This is a genomic window from Ruegeria sp. YTSA064, assembly GCF_059610325.1.
Map to the genome: position 1 here is coordinate 126,725 of NZ_JBXWNK010000005.1, position 14,733 is coordinate 141,457.

15 protein-coding genes and 1 pseudogene are annotated in these 14,733 nt (G+C 56.2%); 7 read left to right on the forward strand and 9 right to left on the reverse strand.

The window, feature by feature from the left end:
• Positions 1-5 precede the first annotated feature (5 nt).
• A complete protein-coding gene (locus tag AC2FI7_RS09150; RefSeq protein ID WP_010441768.1) occupies positions 6-605 on the forward strand; it encodes a 2-hydroxychromene-2-carboxylate isomerase in 600 nt (199 codons plus the stop codon).
• 18 nt (positions 606-623) lie between these two features.
• Here the strand turns inward: AC2FI7_RS09150 and AC2FI7_RS09155 are convergent, their stop codons facing one another.
• From AC2FI7_RS09155 to AC2FI7_RS09185, 7 genes are all read right to left on the reverse strand, one after another.
• A complete protein-coding gene (locus tag AC2FI7_RS09155) occupies positions 624-1,658 on the reverse strand; it encodes a threonine aldolase family protein (protein WP_010441769.1) in 1,035 nt (344 codons plus the stop codon).
• Positions 1,658-2,131: a YcgN family cysteine cluster protein gene (locus AC2FI7_RS09160; RefSeq protein ID WP_010441770.1), complete on the reverse strand. Its 474-nt coding sequence runs from the start codon at positions 2,129-2,131 to the stop codon at positions 1,658-1,660. Before AC2FI7_RS09160 ends, AC2FI7_RS09155 begins: the two co-directional genes overlap by 1 nt.
• Positions 2,128-3,060, reverse strand: a complete 933-nt coding sequence (locus AC2FI7_RS09165) for a bifunctional riboflavin kinase/FAD synthetase (protein WP_010441771.1) — start codon at positions 3,058-3,060, stop codon at positions 2,128-2,130. The genes AC2FI7_RS09160 and AC2FI7_RS09165 overlap by 4 nt, the downstream gene beginning before the upstream one ends.
• A 60-nt stretch (positions 3,061-3,120) precedes the next feature.
• The gene (locus tag AC2FI7_RS09170) at positions 3,121-3,564 is read right to left on the reverse strand and encodes a MaoC family dehydratase (RefSeq protein WP_010441772.1); all 444 of its coding nucleotides are present in this window, start codon (positions 3,562-3,564) and stop codon (positions 3,121-3,123) included.
• 100 nt (positions 3,565-3,664) lie between these two features.
• Positions 3,665-4,540, reverse strand: coding sequence for a TIGR01459 family HAD-type hydrolase (locus AC2FI7_RS09175; RefSeq protein ID WP_010441773.1), 876 nt, complete (start codon positions 4,538-4,540; stop codon positions 3,665-3,667).
• Between the two features lie 196 nt (positions 4,541-4,736).
• Entirely contained in the window at positions 4,737-5,657 is a 921-nt protein-coding gene (locus tag AC2FI7_RS09180; protein WP_496815813.1) for a manganese-dependent inorganic pyrophosphatase, read from the reverse strand.
• Between the two features lie 99 nt (positions 5,658-5,756).
• Entirely contained in the window at positions 5,757-6,737 is a 981-nt protein-coding gene (locus tag AC2FI7_RS09185) for a TraB/GumN family protein (RefSeq protein WP_496815814.1), read from the reverse strand.
• Positions 6,738-6,858: 121 nt separating this feature from the next.
• On the opposite strand from AC2FI7_RS09185, the gene AC2FI7_RS09190 reads away from it, so the two are divergent.
• Entirely contained in the window at positions 6,859-7,533 is a 675-nt protein-coding gene (locus AC2FI7_RS09190; RefSeq protein ID WP_496815816.1) for a DUF2161 domain-containing phosphodiesterase, read from the forward strand.
• A gap of 52 nt (positions 7,534-7,585) precedes the next feature.
• Here the strand turns inward: AC2FI7_RS09190 and bla are convergent.
• Positions 7,586-8,440 (reverse strand): annotated as a pseudogene (gene bla, locus AC2FI7_RS09195) (class A beta-lactamase); the annotation flags it as partial.
• A gap of 228 nt (positions 8,441-8,668) precedes the next feature.
• On the opposite strand from bla, the gene groES reads away from it, so the two are divergent.
• From groES to AC2FI7_RS09220, 5 genes are all read left to right on the forward strand, one after another.
• A complete protein-coding gene (groES, locus tag AC2FI7_RS09200; protein WP_010441779.1) occupies positions 8,669-8,956 on the forward strand; it encodes a co-chaperone GroES in 288 nt (95 codons plus the stop codon).
• A gap of 55 nt (positions 8,957-9,011) precedes the next feature.
• Positions 9,012-10,655 (forward strand): chaperonin GroEL, encoded by a 1,644-nt coding sequence (gene groL, locus AC2FI7_RS09205; RefSeq protein WP_010441780.1) that lies wholly within the window; start codon positions 9,012-9,014, stop codon positions 10,653-10,655.
• Positions 10,656-10,799: 144 nt separating this feature from the next.
• The gene (locus tag AC2FI7_RS09210; protein WP_010441781.1) at positions 10,800-11,642 is read left to right on the forward strand and encodes a DMT family transporter; all 843 of its coding nucleotides are present in this window, start codon (positions 10,800-10,802) and stop codon (positions 11,640-11,642) included.
• A gap of 38 nt (positions 11,643-11,680) precedes the next feature.
• Positions 11,681-12,454 carry an alpha/beta hydrolase gene (locus tag AC2FI7_RS09215; protein WP_010441782.1) on the forward strand — a complete coding sequence of 258 codons (774 nt, stop codon included), beginning with the start codon at positions 11,681-11,683 and terminating at the stop codon, positions 12,452-12,454.
• Entirely contained in the window at positions 12,451-13,602 is a 1,152-nt protein-coding gene (locus AC2FI7_RS09220; RefSeq protein WP_010441783.1) for an alpha-D-ribose 1-methylphosphonate 5-triphosphate diphosphatase, read from the forward strand. The genes AC2FI7_RS09215 and AC2FI7_RS09220 overlap by 4 nt, the downstream gene beginning before the upstream one ends.
• 62 nt (positions 13,603-13,664) lie before the next feature.
• Here the strand turns inward: AC2FI7_RS09220 and AC2FI7_RS09225 are convergent, their stop codons facing one another.
• The gene (locus AC2FI7_RS09225) at positions 13,665-14,732 is read right to left on the reverse strand and encodes a 5-(carboxyamino)imidazole ribonucleotide synthase (RefSeq protein WP_010441784.1); all 1,068 of its coding nucleotides are present in this window, start codon (positions 14,730-14,732) and stop codon (positions 13,665-13,667) included.
• Between the last annotated feature and the right edge of the window lies 1 nt (position 14,733).

Here is a 14,733-nt window from a genome sequence, read left to right on the forward strand (position 1 = left end):
TGAACATGGCCCAGATTGACTACTTTTTTGCGACACTCTCGCCCTATTCCTACCTAGCGGGGATGCGACTTGAAGAGATTGCAGCCAAGCATGGTGCGACGATCAATTATAAACCGCTGGATATCATTGCTCTGTTCGGCCGAACCGGGGGAGTGCCTCCAAAAGATCGGCATATCTCACGTATCGAATACCGCGCGCAGGAACTGGTACGCCAAGCGCGTAATCTGGATATGCCGCTGAACCTGCAACCCGCGCACTGGCCTACGAATATGGCGCCGTCCTCATATGCCGTGATTGCGGCCATTCAGGATGGATCAGGGGATGTCGGAAAGCTGTGCCATTCTTTCCTGCGAGCGTGCTGGGCAGAAGAAAAGGACATCGCCGACGATGGCGTTATCCGCGATTGCCTGGAACAGGCCGGGTTTAATCCAAGTATTGCCGATAGCGGTCTTCTGGTAGGTGCGGAAACCTATGCCGCCAATCTTGAAGAGGCCGTGGATCGTGGTGTATTCGGCGCGCCGTTTTATATCACACCGGACGGTCAAAGGTTCTGGGGTCAAGACCGTCTTGACGACCTGGACCGTCATCTCGCTGAGATGAAATAGCCGGGCAGACGCGCCCGACTAAAGAAGGCTTAGAAACTGGTCGATCTGTTCGGTTCCGATGGACCAGTCGCAAACCAGGCGGCAGGCCAGCATCTCGCTTTCGTCTTCACCCGCCAGCGTGTCGCCCCACAGATGATAGACAGCGCCTGCCTCGTGCAGGCGCTTGTGCTGGCCGCGGGGGAAGCTGGCGAATACCATGTTGGCTTGGGGTTCATGCAGGAACTCTGCGCCGACCGCTCGCAACCCGTCCGCCAGACGCGCGCAGTTGGCATTGGCCTTGTGGGCAGATTTCAACCACAGATCATCCTTTAGGTAGGCGGCCATTTGGGCCGAAAGGTAACGGTGCTTGGAAAACAGGTGCGCACCGCGCTTACGTCGCAACTCGAATTCCCATGCTTTGCTTTCGTCGAAGAAGATTACGGCCTCGACTCCCATCAGCCCGTTTTTGGTGCCGCCAAAACTGACCGCATCAACACCGGCTTTCCATGTCATCTCAGCGGGTGAGCAATTTAGGGCAACCAGAGCGTTGGTGAAACGAGCGCCATCCAAATGCACTGGCAATCCAAAAGATTTGGCAACACCACATAGGGCTTGTAGTTCGGCCAGCGAGTAAACCGAGCCGCGCTCGGTCACCTGAGTGATCGAGACAGGCCCGCGTTGAGGACCATGAACGCCGCGGGTTTCTTCCCCCTCAATGGACTTGGTCAACGCTTCGGGTGTCATTTTGTCGCCACCCGGCACCAGTGTTAGCTTTGCGCCGGTGTAGAATTCGGGCGCGTTGCACTCATCCTCATGAATATGAGCGACGGGTGAGCAGAATACGGTTTCCCACGGCTTGCTCAGCGTCGCCAACGCCAGTGAATTCGCCGCCGTTCCCGTAGCGACCAGATAGACCGCGGCACCCGGAGCTTCGAAAATACCTCGGATCTGGTCTCGCACTTCATTCATCAGAGTGTCCGCGCCGTAAGCCATCTGATAGTCCTGATTGGCCTCGGCCAACGCGGTCAGAACTTCGGGATGAACAGGCCCGGAATTGTCAGAGGCAAAATGCATCAGCTCGGCTCCTCGATGATGTAGTCTTCCCATTCTTCCATGGGTGTTTCGAATTCAGATACGGTTCGCCCCTGCACGGAAACTCCGGCGGTATGAACGCTGTCTGGCGTACCTGATACCAAAGGGTGCCAGTCGTAAAGCGGTTTGCCTTCCCACAGCAGTCGGTAGGCGCAGGTCTGGGGCAACCAATAGGCATGACTGTCGATGTTGTCGGGTGTCATGACGATGCATTCAGGCACAAACTGGTGCCGGATGTCGTACTGTGTGCATCGGCAGGATTCGTCATCCAAAAGACGGCAGGCAACACATGTCAGGGCGACCTCGCCAGTATCTTCGTCTTCCAGTTTGTTCAGGCAGCATTTGCCGCAGCCATCGCACAGGGCCTCCCACTCACGCTGGTTCATCTTGCGCAGCGGCTTGCGTTCCCAGAACCGGTGCACGAGGCCAGCTCGATCGATTGGGTCCTTGGTCATGTATTGGCCAATATCTCTCTCGCGCGCGCGCAGTCGGCATCCATCTGCGAGATCAACCCGTCAAGGCCGTCGAATGTCATTTCGGGCCGCAGATAGTCGACCAGACCAACGGACAGTGTGGCACCGTAGAGATCGCCTGAGAAATCGAACAGGAATGTTTCGATGTTGGGAACCTCACCTTGAAACATGGGCCGGGTCCCGACCGATGCCGCCCCGTGATAGCTGCCCTGATGCGGGCCATCCAGGACGTCGACCAGAACTGCATAAACACCGAATCTCGGAGGGTGCAGCCCTTCGATCGACATATTGGCTGTCGGATATCCCAAGTCTCGTCCGCGTTGCTCGCCTCCAATGACCACACCCTCAATCCGGTGCCAGTGTCCCAGCATTGTTGCCGCATCGCGTGGACGCCCTTCGGTCAAAGCTGTACGGATTGCGGTCGATGAAACCACATTCTCGGTTCGCTCCAACAGGGGCGCGATGGTTACACCGAACCCCATCACTTCGCCGAAGCGAACCAGGTCCTGAGGGTTGCCGCTGCGTCCTTTGCCGAAACAAAAGTCAGCGCCTACGACAACATGAGACAGCCCCAGACCATCACATATGACGTTTCTGGCGAAAGCTTCAGGGGTCATTCCCGCCAGCGCCGAATTGAAGGGAAGTTCATAAAGCTTCTGCACGCCGAGCTTTTCCAGCCGGTGCGCGCGTGCATTGCCGCGCATCAGACGAAAGGGCGGAGCCTCTGGGGCAAAATACTCTCGTGGATGCGGCTCGAAGGTCATGACCCCCAAGGGTGCATTCAATTCAGCATTGCGCGCAAGTTCAATGACGGATTGATGCCCTAAATGGACGCCGTCAAAGTTTCCAATGGCGACGCTGGCACCACGATCTTCTGGCTCGACAAACTGGAAGTCACGAATGATCTGCATGAGGATTGCCTAGCGGGACTGCCCGTAAGGTTCAAGCCGCAGATCGGCTAAGCTGCGTGATCAGTCGAACTTGCGGCTTGGTGCCAGCACCATGGCCTCACCCACCAGCACTTTCTTACCGTCGACTGCGCAGTGACAATCCAGCTTAACCCGACGTTTGGAGAAATCGATATCGATCACCTTGACCTCGGCATAAACCATGTCACCCGGACGCACCGGGGCCAGGAACTTGAGCGACTGTCCCATGTACACGGTTCCATGTCCGGGCAGCTGCTCCCCGATCACGGCAGAGATCAGGCCAGCGGTCAGCATGCCATGCGCAATGCGTCCTTCGAAAATCGTATCGCGGGCATAGTCATCATCCAGATGAACCGGATTGCGATCGGTCGAAACCTGAGCAAACATCTCAATGTCTTCATCGGTCACCACTTTACGCAAGTGTCGTGACATTCCCATTTCGATGTCTTCGATACAAATCGTTCCGCGTGGAAGGTTGTCCAACATGCTGCCCTCATCCGAGATCGAAAGAGCAACAAAAGACTATCTTTTGGCGCTCGTCGGCAACTTTATTACTTCGCAGTCGCAGAAAATCAAGTCTTTTTTGCTATCTCAAACGGCCAATCGAGAAGGTTGGGTTAATCTGTTCTTTTTCGTTATGGACCCGCAATGCATCCTCATCCGGGTGATGTGCGGTTTTGGTTTCAGCAGCGGCCAGTCCCCCGGTGATGAACAAGGTGTCAATGCCTTCACCCATGCCCCCCGCGATGTCTGTCTGGGGCCCGTCACCAATCGCCAGTATCTCGGAATCCGAGGCGTCGACTCCGATTGCTTGTAGCCTTCTTCGTGCCAGATCATAGATCGGCGGGTGCGGCTTGCCGAAATACAGGCTTTCACCTCCCATCTCACTGTAAAGCCGGGCTAAAGCTCCTGCGCACCACTCGCGTGTTTCGCCTCGGTCCACGACGATATCAGGGTTGGCGCAAAGCAGTTTCAATCCTTTCTGCTTGGCATACAGAAAGTCGGGCCGGTTTACATCCGGGTCTGCCATCGGGTCGAACGGGCCGCAGCACACAATGCCTTCAGCTTCGTCCAGCGCCACGCGCTCGATATGGATAGGATGATCCAGCAGTTTCAGAGGTTCAAAAAATCCCGCGTCACGTTGCCATTCGCCCATGAAGTAGACTTTTTCACCAACCGTCCCGCGATACATCGCAGAACGTGCCGAATCGCCACTGGTCGCGATGGTGTCATAGGCGTCCGCAGGTACGTTGAATTGCGTTAGCTGCACTGCAACACCGGCTCGGGGCTTGGGAGAGTTGGTCACCAGAACCACAGTGCCGCCTTTTTGCCGATAAGCTTGCAGGGCAGCCACGGCCTCGGGGTAGGCGGTGATTCCGTTGTGAACGCACCCCCACAAATCAACGAACAGCGCTTTGTACCTGTCGGAGATTTCCGCAAGTGAAGAAACGATTTGGGTCATGGCGCGCCTCGTGGAACAGGGAATGCAAGATACCAAGCCTATGGCAGAGCCCGGCCAGATTTGCCAGAGGTCCCGCTTTGGGCGTGCTGAAGGGAACAGGATTCCCTTGTTCATCTGGCCACAAATATCCCGGAGCGCGAGGCAGAGCCTCGCAAAAAGAAAGGCGCCCGGTTCGAGCGCCTTTGATGATCTAAACTCAGACTTTGAGGTTTGGAATGATCTGCTTTTTCCGGCTCATGATGCCCGGCAGGACAACCGCGTCGCCATCCACAGTTGCGCCAAAGCTTTTCTCGGCGACACCTTTGACCAGATCGTTTGGAACCAGCAGGGTCGCCTGTTCGTTCAGAATGTCGACCACGAACAGCAACACCTGATCAACGCCGTCTTCTTTGGCCACATCGGTCATCGCGCTTAAGATGCTGTCCTTGCGATCCAGCACGACGCCGGGTGCTGTTGTTTCCAGAACCGAGACCCGGAACTTGGTGCCGTCGACTTCGTATTCCTTGCTGTCCATGCGGATCAGTTCGGCGTCCGAGAAAGACGAGACATCCGATTTCGCTGCAAACATGTCGGCGGCGTAGGCCGAGACATCCAGACCAAGCTCAGCCGCCAATTTCTCGGCCACGGCACGATCATGGGCGGTGGTGGTGGGTGAGCGGAACTCCAGCGTGTCCGACAAGATGCAGGTCAGCGCTGCACCTTTGATGGCGTCAGGCATCTTGGCGGCATCGTCACCCATCAGGTCGACCATGAGGGTTGCCGTGCAGGCCAGTGGGCGCACGGTGATATCGATCGGGCCTTTGGTTTCAAGTCCGCCAACCAGCTTGTGGTGGTCGATAATCGCGCGGATGTCGGCGCTGTTGATGCTGGCGGGCAGCTCGGCCGGGTTGTTGGTGTCGACGATGATAACGGGTGCATCTTCAGCCACGTCTTCGATGATCTGCGGCTTGGGCAGGTCCCAGCGTTCCAGCATGAACGCCGCTTCCGTGTTGGGCTCACCCAGCAATGCAGGCTGGGCCTGCTCACCCTTCACTTCGTTCAGATACCAGGACCACAGGATCGGAGAGCCGGTGGAATCGGTGTCGGGAGATTTATGGCCAATAACTAGCGTTGTCATGTCGCGTGTCCTGAGGAATGTGGATTTGCGCGCCTTATAGGGTGGTCAATCCCGGATGTCACCCGGAAGGAAAGGTGCTGCGACCCTTGGTCTGATTTCCTAGAATTCAGCGCGCTCCAAAGTGTATCCCGCATGTTGCAACTGGTTTAGCAAGCCGTAGTCATTGCTTAGATGTCCGGCCCCAACAGCGATGACTGCGGTCTGATCCTTCAGGCTCAAAATTATTTCCATCCAATTTGCGTTGCGCTGTACCAGAAGCTGATCCTCAAAACTCTGCCATTCGGCGTTAAACTCCTCGGGTGTCAGTCCTGATGCTTCAAGCCCCTGTATCTTTGCCAATTCCATGATTGCAGCGTGCTGTTCCTCGATATACGCATTCGCCATGGTGATCATTTGATCGTCACCCGCCGCGAGTGCGCCTGACATCCGGGTCAGCGAGGCAACCTGATCTTCCAACGAATGACTGTCGAACATGACAATCAGGTCCTCGATACGTTCGAGCGAATACTGAGGAATTTGATGTTCATCGGCCAATTCGGTCAAGCGCGTATCCATGCCCCGATCGAAATCTGGGGTGTTCATCAGGCAGGGCGGAATGCCAAGCATCATGCTCAGGAACCAGGGGCGCATCTTCGCAGCCATCCAACTGGGAATCCCGCGATCAGCCAGCGTTTCCGACAACGCGGCCCAATCTTCTTCTGACATCAGATCAATCAAGGTAGGCCCCGAGGTGATCAATACCGGGCTTAGGTCCTCGGCCAGATCTTTCTCGAAAGCCTCCATTTCTGTCTTTGTAACTTCAAAGTAGAACGCGTCGACCTGGCTCAGGATTGGCGCCAATCTATCAACCACTGGACCCATTCGCGCATCGTTGGTGTGCAGAGTGCCGATCAAATGGAGCACAGTGTTGTCCTTCGTGGCGATCCAGTGATTGCCTTCCGGAAATGGAATAGCGCGAAGCGTCTCGTCCAGCTCGGCCTGAGCGTCTGTCGACAGATCAAGCCTCAGATCTCGCCCCTCACAGGCTGCTTGCGCGGTGATTGGAAATAATAGGCAAAGACAGATGCTGAGCAGACGCATTGGATTCCTTCCGCAGCTTGCGACGATGCCCAATTCATACCCCTGCCTTCTTACGGCCTGCAACGTGGTTTGTTATCAAGCAGCGGCTGGCAATCTGCGCGAAACCGCATAGCATGGCCTTATGAAGCTCGAGCAAGATCTCTATCCCCCAATCAAAGCGTTGTTGGAACGACAGGGGTATACCGTGAAAGGAGAGGTCGGCGCTGCCGATATCATGGCCGTACGCGATGGCGAAGACTTGGTGATTGTCGAACTCAAACTGCGCTTTAGCCTTGCGCTGTTTCATCAGGCCATCACGCGCCTGAAAGTGACCGATCAAGTCTACATCGGGGTCTGTAAGCCCAAGGGGCGAATGGCGCGGCGGGCTTTGAAGGACAATCTGGCGATGTGTCGCCGTTTGGGCCTCGGCCTGATCACCGTGCGCCCGGATGGTACGGTCGAGGTTCATTGCGATCCTGGCCCGTATGCGCCACGTAAAGACAAGGTGAAAGCCAAGCGGTTGCTGCGCGAGTTTGAAAGGCTGCAGGGCGATCCGAATGCAGGCGGAGCCACGCGGCACGGGATTGTAACGGCCTATCGGCAAGATGCGCTTAAATGCGCGGCACATCTGGCTGAACATGGCGCGGTCAAAGGGGCAACGGTGGCAAAGGCGACAGGGGTCCAAACGGCCACGCGCCTGATGTATGACAACCACTACGGCTGGTTCGAGAAGGTGGAGAAAGGCGTATATGCCCTATCTGCCTCGGGGGTCGAAGGATTGAAACATTGGGCATATAGCTGGGAAGAAGCGGAATAGCCGACTTGCGGCGTGCTGAAGGTGATCGGTCAATCCGTGCGCTAATCTCGGCGATCATCGCTTGGCCAATGTCCGAGAGCACCGCGTTGCGTTCAGGAAATGACGCATCGCTTTCAGTCAGATTGATGGCTGCCATATATGTTCGTGGTTCAGGTGTCTGCAAAAAGGCGATGATCGCGCGGCTGCCGTAACTTCCTGCTCCGGTTTTGTCCCCAATTATCCAACTTTTTGGCAGATGAGCGCGGATAAGCCCGTCGGCCACCTGATCATCAATCATCCATTGCCCAAGCTGCGCGGCTGAGGCGGGTGAAAGCACCTCGTCGAATAACAGCCGTTCTATTGTCTCCAGTATTGCCCGTGGTGTCGTTGTATCACGCGGGTCGCCAGGGGTGGCTTCGTTCAGGGCAGTCTCCCAACGATCCAGGCGTGTAGTGCCGTCGCCCGTTGCCCGGAGGAACTCGGTCAGCCCGGCTGGCCCGCCCAGTTGTTTTAACAAGAGGTTGGCCGCTGCGTTGTCGCTGATTGTCATGGTTGCCTGACATAACGCACCAATTGTCATTCCCGTCTCAACGTGTTCGCTTGTAACAGGTGAGTATTCCACAAGGTCTGATGTCTGAATTGCCACATTTTCTGACAGGTCTACTGCACCAGAATCCACACCTGCCAAAATCGCGCCGCACAAGAGTGGCTTGAATGTACTGGACATCGGGAACAGCTCATCGGCCCGATGCGAGACTTCCCAAGCAGCGTCAGTTTCATACAGAAGGACGCCAATTCGCGCGTCCAAGCGGTGCTCCCATAATCGGGTGTTTTGGATAAGGGTTTGGGCCTGCGCCGTAGCGGCGAAACAGATGATCAGAGCAAGTGAAAGCACATTCGCGGCGGCAAGGAACTGGCATCTAGACATCAAAGTTTCCGCCTCAATCTAGGGTGCGACCAGAATAGTCTGCCGGGGTTTTGAGTAAACCAATTACTCTGGATTCTTTAAGCTGCAAAAAATATTCATGCAGCTTGTTGACTCACTTTGGGTTACTCCCTAGCTATGCGTCGTTATCACTCATGAGACCCGAGTGCTAACGCCTCGTCAGTCGGCGAGGGGAGGATAAACAAACTTTGAGCCCAAGGAGCTGCAAAGATGGCATTGAAACCGCTTCACGACCGTGTGCTGGTTCGTCGCGTAGAAAGCGAAGAGAAAACCGCTGGTGGTCTGATTATTCCCGATAGCGCAAAAGAAAAGCCCAGCGAAGGCGAAGTCGTCGCAACCGGCGAAGGCGCGCGCAAGGACAGCGGCGAACTGATCGCGATGGCTGTAAAAGCTGGTGACAAGATCCTGTTCGGCAAATGGTCGGGCACCGAGGTTCAGGTCAACGGCGAAGAGCTGCTGATGATGAAAGAAAGCGACATCATGGGGATCATCGAGTAAGCCCAAGCGCTTTCTCTGATCTTCATCTCAATACATTTTCTCAAGGAGAGACAACATGTCTGCAAAGGACGTCAAATTTGACACCGATGCCCGTAACCGCATGCTGGCCGGTGTGAATGTTCTGGCCGATGCTGTTAAAGTGACCCTGGGCCCCAAAGGCCGTAACGTGGTTCTGGACAAATCCTTCGGCGCACCGCGCATCACCAAAGACGGTGTTTCGGTTGCCAAGGAAATCGAACTGGAAGACAAGTTCGAAAACATGGGCGCGCAGATGGTGAAAGAAGTCGCCAGCCGCACCAATGACGAAGCCGGCGACGGCACCACCACTGCAACCGTTCTGGCACAAGCCATCGTTCGCGAAGGTCTGAAGCAGGTTGCTGCTGGCCTGAACCCGATGGACCTGAAGCGCGGCATCGACCTGGCAACTGCCAAGGTTGTTGAAGGCATCAAAGACGCCTCGCGTGAAGTTAAAGACAGCGCAGAAGTTGCTCAGGTTGGCACCATCTCGGCCAACGGCGAAGCCGAAATTGGCCAGCAGATCGCAGACGCAATGCAGAAGGTTGGCAACGAAGGCGTTATCACCGTCGAAGAAAACAAAGGTCTGGAAACCGAGACCGATGTTGTCGAAGGTATGCAGTTCGACCGTGGCTACCTGTCGCCTTACTTCGTCACCAACGCAGACAAGATGATCGCAGATCTGGACGACTGCATGATCCTGCTGCACGAAAAGAAACTGTCCTCGCTGCAGCCGATGGTTCCGCTGCTGGAACAAGTGATCCAGTCGCAGAAGCCTCTGCTGATCATTGCTGAAGATGTTGAAGGCGAAGCGCTGGCAACTCTGGTTGTCAACAAACTTCGCGGCGGCTTGAAAATTGCTGCTGTCAAAGCACCGGGCTTCGGCGATCGCCGTAAAGCCATGCTGCAGGACATCGCGATCCTGACCGGCGGTCAGGTTATCAGCGAAGATCTGGGCATGAAGCTCGAGTCCGTCACCATGGACATGCTGGGCACCGCCAAGAAGATCGAAATCACCAAAGACGAAACCACCATCGTCGACGGTGCTGGCGAGAAAGCCGAGATCGAAGCACGTGTTGCACAGATCCGCACTCAGATCGAAGAAACCTCGTCGGACTACGACCGGGAGAAGCTGCAAGAGCGCGTTGCCAAACTGGCAGGCGGTGTTGCCGTTATCCGCGTCGGCGGCATGACCGAAGTTGAAGTGAAAGAGCGTAAGGACCGTGTGGACGATGCTCTGAACGCAACGCGCGCTGCCGTACAGGAAGGCGTTGTTGTTGGCGGTGGTGTATCGCTGGTTCAGGCGGGCAAGGTGCTGGAATCTCTGGAAGGTGCAAACGCCGATCAGGACGCAGGCATCAACATCGTTCGCAAGGCAATCGAAGCGCCGTTGCGCCAGATCGCCGAGAACGCAGGTGTTGACGGTGCGGTTGTTGCGGGTAAGGTTCGCGAAAGCGACGACGCAGCATTCGGCTTCAACGCTCAGACCGAAGAATATGGCGACATGTTCTCGTTCGGCGTTATCGATCCGGCCAAAGTTGTCCGTACCGCTCTGGAAGATGCGGCATCGGTTGCTGGCCTGCTGGTCACTACCGAAGCAATGGTTGCTGACAAGCCCGCCAAAGAAGGCGCGGCACCTGCCGGCGGCATGCCCGACATGGGCGGCATGGGCGGCATGATGTAAGCTGCTTGGGCCATAGTGCTTATCGACGGGGTCGCCTTTGGGCGGCCCCGTTTTAGTTTGCGCTGATAAACACGGCGAGCCGCGTGCTGTGTTCGCGCAGAAAAGTGAGTGTGCAAACCGCGTTGAAACCTCTATGCCGTTGATATGCGCCTGTTTCTTTTGACCTCACTGACCATGTGCGCCTTCGCGGCAAACTCGATCCTAAATCGGCTCGCGATTGATAGCGGTGCCAGTGATCCGGCGGGATTTGCGGTCGTCCGAGTATTGTCTGGTGCTTTGGTTTTGGCTGCACTGGTGGCTATGCGAGGCGGCACAATCCCAGTGTTTAGCCGCCGGCGCATAGCTGGGGCAGGGTCGCTATTACTCTACATGATCGGATTCTCGGTCGCCTATCTGACGCTCGATGCAGGGCTTGGCGCATTGATCCTGTTTGGAGTGGTGCAGATCACGATGTTCGCCATCGGGGCTTTGACTGGCTCGGTACCCATGATGCGGCAGCTACTGGGTGCCGGGGTTGCGCTGGGCGGTCTGGTATTTGTCCTTTGGCCTGCCGGGCCGGTGCAGGTCGATCCGTTGGGTGCGAGTATGATGACGGCTGCCGGGATTGGATGGGCTATCTATTCCATCTCTGGGCGATCAGAACCAGACGCGTTGTCGGGAACTGCTGCAAACTTCATTGTGGCTTTGCCATTTACGGCACTCGCCTTGTTCCTAATGGGCAGTGACTGGCATATGACGACGCTAGGCTATGTATTGGCGGCGTTATCCGGAGGCGTCACGTCCGGTCTGGGCTATGCACTGTGGTATCGCGTTGTGCCGCAGCTTTCGCCTGCTGTCGCCGCGATCGTACAACTCAGCGTTCCGGTCATCGCCATTGCCGCCGGTATCATTCTGCTATCAGAGTTTGCGAACCTACGGCTGTTGCTAGGAGCAAGTTTTGTGCTGGGCGGAATTGCGCTGGCAGTGACGCGGCGGCGCGGCGACTAGGGGTTTTCTCAACTTTGGTTAAGTCTTATTTGGCGGGTATGAAGTTTGTAGCAGCGATCTTTCTTACTATTGCTCCCTTGGCGGTACAGGCGAAATGCGTCGTGCTGCTCCACGGGCTTGCGCGTACCGAGGCTTCGTTTACCGTCATGGAGCAGCTTTTCCATGCCCATGACTATACGGTAATCAGGCCGGGTTACCCATCGACAGATTTGCCGATACCCGAGCTCGCCAACCAGACATTGCCCGATGCTTTCGAGGCCTGTGGTGACGACACGGTGAACGTCGTGGCCCATTCGATGGGAGGCATTCTGTTACGGTATTGGTTGCAGGATAATGAACCCGAGAAACTTGGGCGCGTCGTTATGCTTGGCCCCCCGAACCAAGGCAGCCAACTGGTAGATGAGCTTGGCGCTTGGGAGGTGTTCGGTTTTCTGAATGGACCCGCCGGTCTGGCATTGGGAACAGGCCCCGAGGGCATTCCGCGCCGCTTGCCGCCTGTCGACTTCGATCTGGGGGTGATTGCGGGAGAGAATTCTTTAAATCCGCTTTTTTCGTCTCTTATTGACGGGCCCGATGACGGCAAGGTCTCAATTGAGACTACCAAGGTTGAGGGTATGTCAGATCATATTGTCCTGCCGGTTACCCATACGTTCATGATGAATAACCCACGCGTCATGGCGCAGACCCTGCATTTTATCGAATTCGGACAGTTTGATCCCCAGATCACATGGCTTGATGGGGTGATGGATATCATCGATCAGATCTGTCTGGGCGAAGATTGCTCGGAACCCGAATCGGAGCGCACTCAATGAGCTCATTGGAACTGACATTGACCGGCGCAGATGTTCTGATGCCGGAGAATGGGCTTACGAGCGGTGAATTGTCCATCGCAGACGGTCTTGTACAGTCGGGCAGGGCAGGGAGGCAGATTGATTTGTCGGGCTATTTTGTTCTGCCCGGGATCATAGATCTGCATGGCGACGGGTTCGAACGCCATATCGCACCGCGTCGTGGCGCGATGAAGCAGATGGCAGAGGGCATTTTGTCGGTTGAGGCGGAATTGGCGGCAAACGGAATTACGACCGCTGTTCTGGCGCAGTTTCACAGTTGGGAAGGTGGCGTGCGCGGACCAGAATTTGCCGGGCAAGTCTTCGAGGCCATCGCGGCGGTCCGTGATGATGTGGTGACAGATCTGATCCCACAGCTACGCTTTGAAACCCATATGCTGGACGACTATGAGGGGCTGCCAGAGCTCATTGAAAGCTGGCAGGTCCCCTACGTGGTCCTAAACGATCATCTGCCTCATGATCGGTTGGCGGAAGGGCGCAAACCACCGCGTCTGACGGGGCAGGCGTTGAAGGCGGGGCGTAATCCGGAAACCCATTTTGATATGCTGCTATCAATGCACGCACGCAGTACCGAGGTGCCAGCTGCGTTGGATGGGCTTTGCGTTAAACTCACAGAACGAGGCATACGACTGGGCAGCCATGATGACTCCACTTCTCAGGATCGTACGGTCTGGCGCGATCGCGGTGTCATGATCTCGGAATTCCCCGAAACGCTTGAAGCCGCCGAAGCCGCCAGAGCGGGTGGGGATCACATCATTCTCGGTTCGCCAAACGTCGTTCGTGGCGGTTCGCATAAAGGGAATGCCAGTGCTTTGGACCTGATCACAATGGGTCTGTGTGATGCGCTGGCATCGGATTACCACTACCCCAGCCCACGCCGTGCTGCGTTGATGCTGGTTAAATCCGGTTTGCTGGATCTCACAAATGCTTGGGCTTTGGTTTCTTCGGGTCCCGCAGAAGTTCTGGGCCTCAAGGATCGTGGAGTACTGCAGCCCGGAAAACGCGCTGATCTTGTAATATTGGATGCAGCAACCCAACGTGTTGCGGCCACTTTGTCAGGTGGGCGCGTCAGCTACATGTCCGGCGATGTCGCTACGCGGTTTCTAAGCTGATCCCAGCTTCATCGGGCTAAAAATATCCCCGCCAGAGGCATCGAGCGACAGCGCGATTACTTCTAACGCACGATACGATTGAAATGCCCCATCTTGCGGCCCACCTTGACGTCGGTCTTGCCGTAGAGATGCAGCGCGATATCCCGCTCACGCGCAAGCTCGGGCACGCGGTCCATGTCGTGACCTATTAAGTTCTCCATCACAACGTCCGAGTGCCTTTGCCCGTCGCCCAGTGGCCAACCTGTCACTGCTCGAATATGTTGCTCGAACTGATCTACGGCACAACCATTCTGCGTCCAATGACCCGAGTTGTGAACCCGAGGCGCGATTTCGTTCACGATTAAGCCTTCAGGCGTCACGAACAGTTCAACTCCCATCACGCCAACATAATCCAGCGCGTTCAGGATATTGGCTGCGAGTAAAACAGCGTCTGTTCGTTGCGCCGGAGACAGGCGTGCTGGGATTGTGGTCGTATGCAGGATACCGTCACGATGCACGTTCTCTCCGGGATCGAAACAGGCGACCTGACCGTCGAGGCCACGCGCTGCGATAACCGACACTTCATGGCTGAATTCCACGAACCCTTCCAGAATGGACGGCGCACCTGCCATATCACCCAAAGCTGCCTCGGCGTCGTCGGGTGTACGCAGGCGGGCTTGCCCTTTGCCGTCATATCCAAAGCGGCGGGTTTTCAGGATCGCAGGGGTGCCGATTTCATCAATTGCAGCCTGCAGACTGTTCAGATCGGTAATGTCTGCAAAGGGCGCAGTTTTAAGGCCCAGACCTCGCAGAAAGGTCTTCTCAGTCAGCCGGTCCTGACTGACCCGCAGCGCCTCACGGCCGGGGCGGATTGGGCGATGTGCTTCAAGCAGATCCAGCGCCTGAGTGGGGATGTTTTCGAATTCATAGGTGATGACGTCTACCGATTCCGCAAAGGCCTTGAGAGCGTTCTCATCATCATACGCAGCGGTTGTGACACGATCCGCCACCTGTCCGGCGGGCGGGTTCGTACCTGGTTCAAAGATATGAGCCTTGAAGCCCAGTCGTGCTGCGGCGACCGACAGCATACGGCCCAGCTGGCCACCGCCCAGTATTCCGATCGTTGCACCGGTCGGGAGCATATCTGCCATC

Coding starts and splice junctions, on each gene's coding strand:
- AC2FI7_RS09150 (WP_010441768.1), top strand. CDS start 6: ATGGCCCAGATTGACTACTTTTTTGCGACACTCTCGCCCTATTCCTAC.
- AC2FI7_RS09155 (WP_010441769.1), bottom strand. CDS start 1,658: ATGCATTTTGCCTCTGACAATTCCGGGCCTGTTCATCCCGAAGTTCTG.
- AC2FI7_RS09160 (WP_010441770.1), bottom strand. CDS start 2,131: ATGACCAAGGACCCAATCGATCGAGCTGGCCTCGTGCACCGGTTCTGG.
- AC2FI7_RS09165 (WP_010441771.1), bottom strand. CDS start 3,060: ATGCAGATCATTCGTGACTTCCAGTTTGTCGAGCCAGAAGATCGTGGT.
- AC2FI7_RS09170 (WP_010441772.1), bottom strand. CDS start 3,564: ATGTTGGACAACCTTCCACGCGGAACGATTTGTATCGAAGACATCGAA.
- AC2FI7_RS09175 (WP_010441773.1), bottom strand. CDS start 4,540: ATGACCCAAATCGTTTCTTCACTTGCGGAAATCTCCGACAGGTACAAA.
- AC2FI7_RS09180 (WP_496815813.1), bottom strand. CDS start 5,657: ATGACAACGCTAGTTATTGGCCATAAATCTCCCGACACCGATTCCACC.
- AC2FI7_RS09185 (WP_496815814.1), bottom strand. CDS start 6,737: ATGCGTCTGCTCAGCATCTGTCTTTGCCTATTATTTCCAATCACCGCG.
- AC2FI7_RS09190 (WP_496815816.1), top strand. CDS start 6,859: ATGAAGCTCGAGCAAGATCTCTATCCCCCAATCAAAGCGTTGTTGGAA.
- groES (WP_010441779.1), top strand. CDS start 8,669: ATGGCATTGAAACCGCTTCACGACCGTGTGCTGGTTCGTCGCGTAGAA.
- groL (WP_010441780.1), top strand. CDS start 9,012: ATGTCTGCAAAGGACGTCAAATTTGACACCGATGCCCGTAACCGCATG.
- AC2FI7_RS09210 (WP_010441781.1), top strand. CDS start 10,800: ATGCGCCTGTTTCTTTTGACCTCACTGACCATGTGCGCCTTCGCGGCA.
- AC2FI7_RS09215 (WP_010441782.1), top strand. CDS start 11,681: ATGAAGTTTGTAGCAGCGATCTTTCTTACTATTGCTCCCTTGGCGGTA.
- AC2FI7_RS09220 (WP_010441783.1), top strand. CDS start 12,451: ATGAGCTCATTGGAACTGACATTGACCGGCGCAGATGTTCTGATGCCG.
- AC2FI7_RS09225 (WP_010441784.1), bottom strand. CDS start 14,732: ATGGCAGATATGCTCCCGACCGGTGCAACGATCGGAATACTGGGCGGT.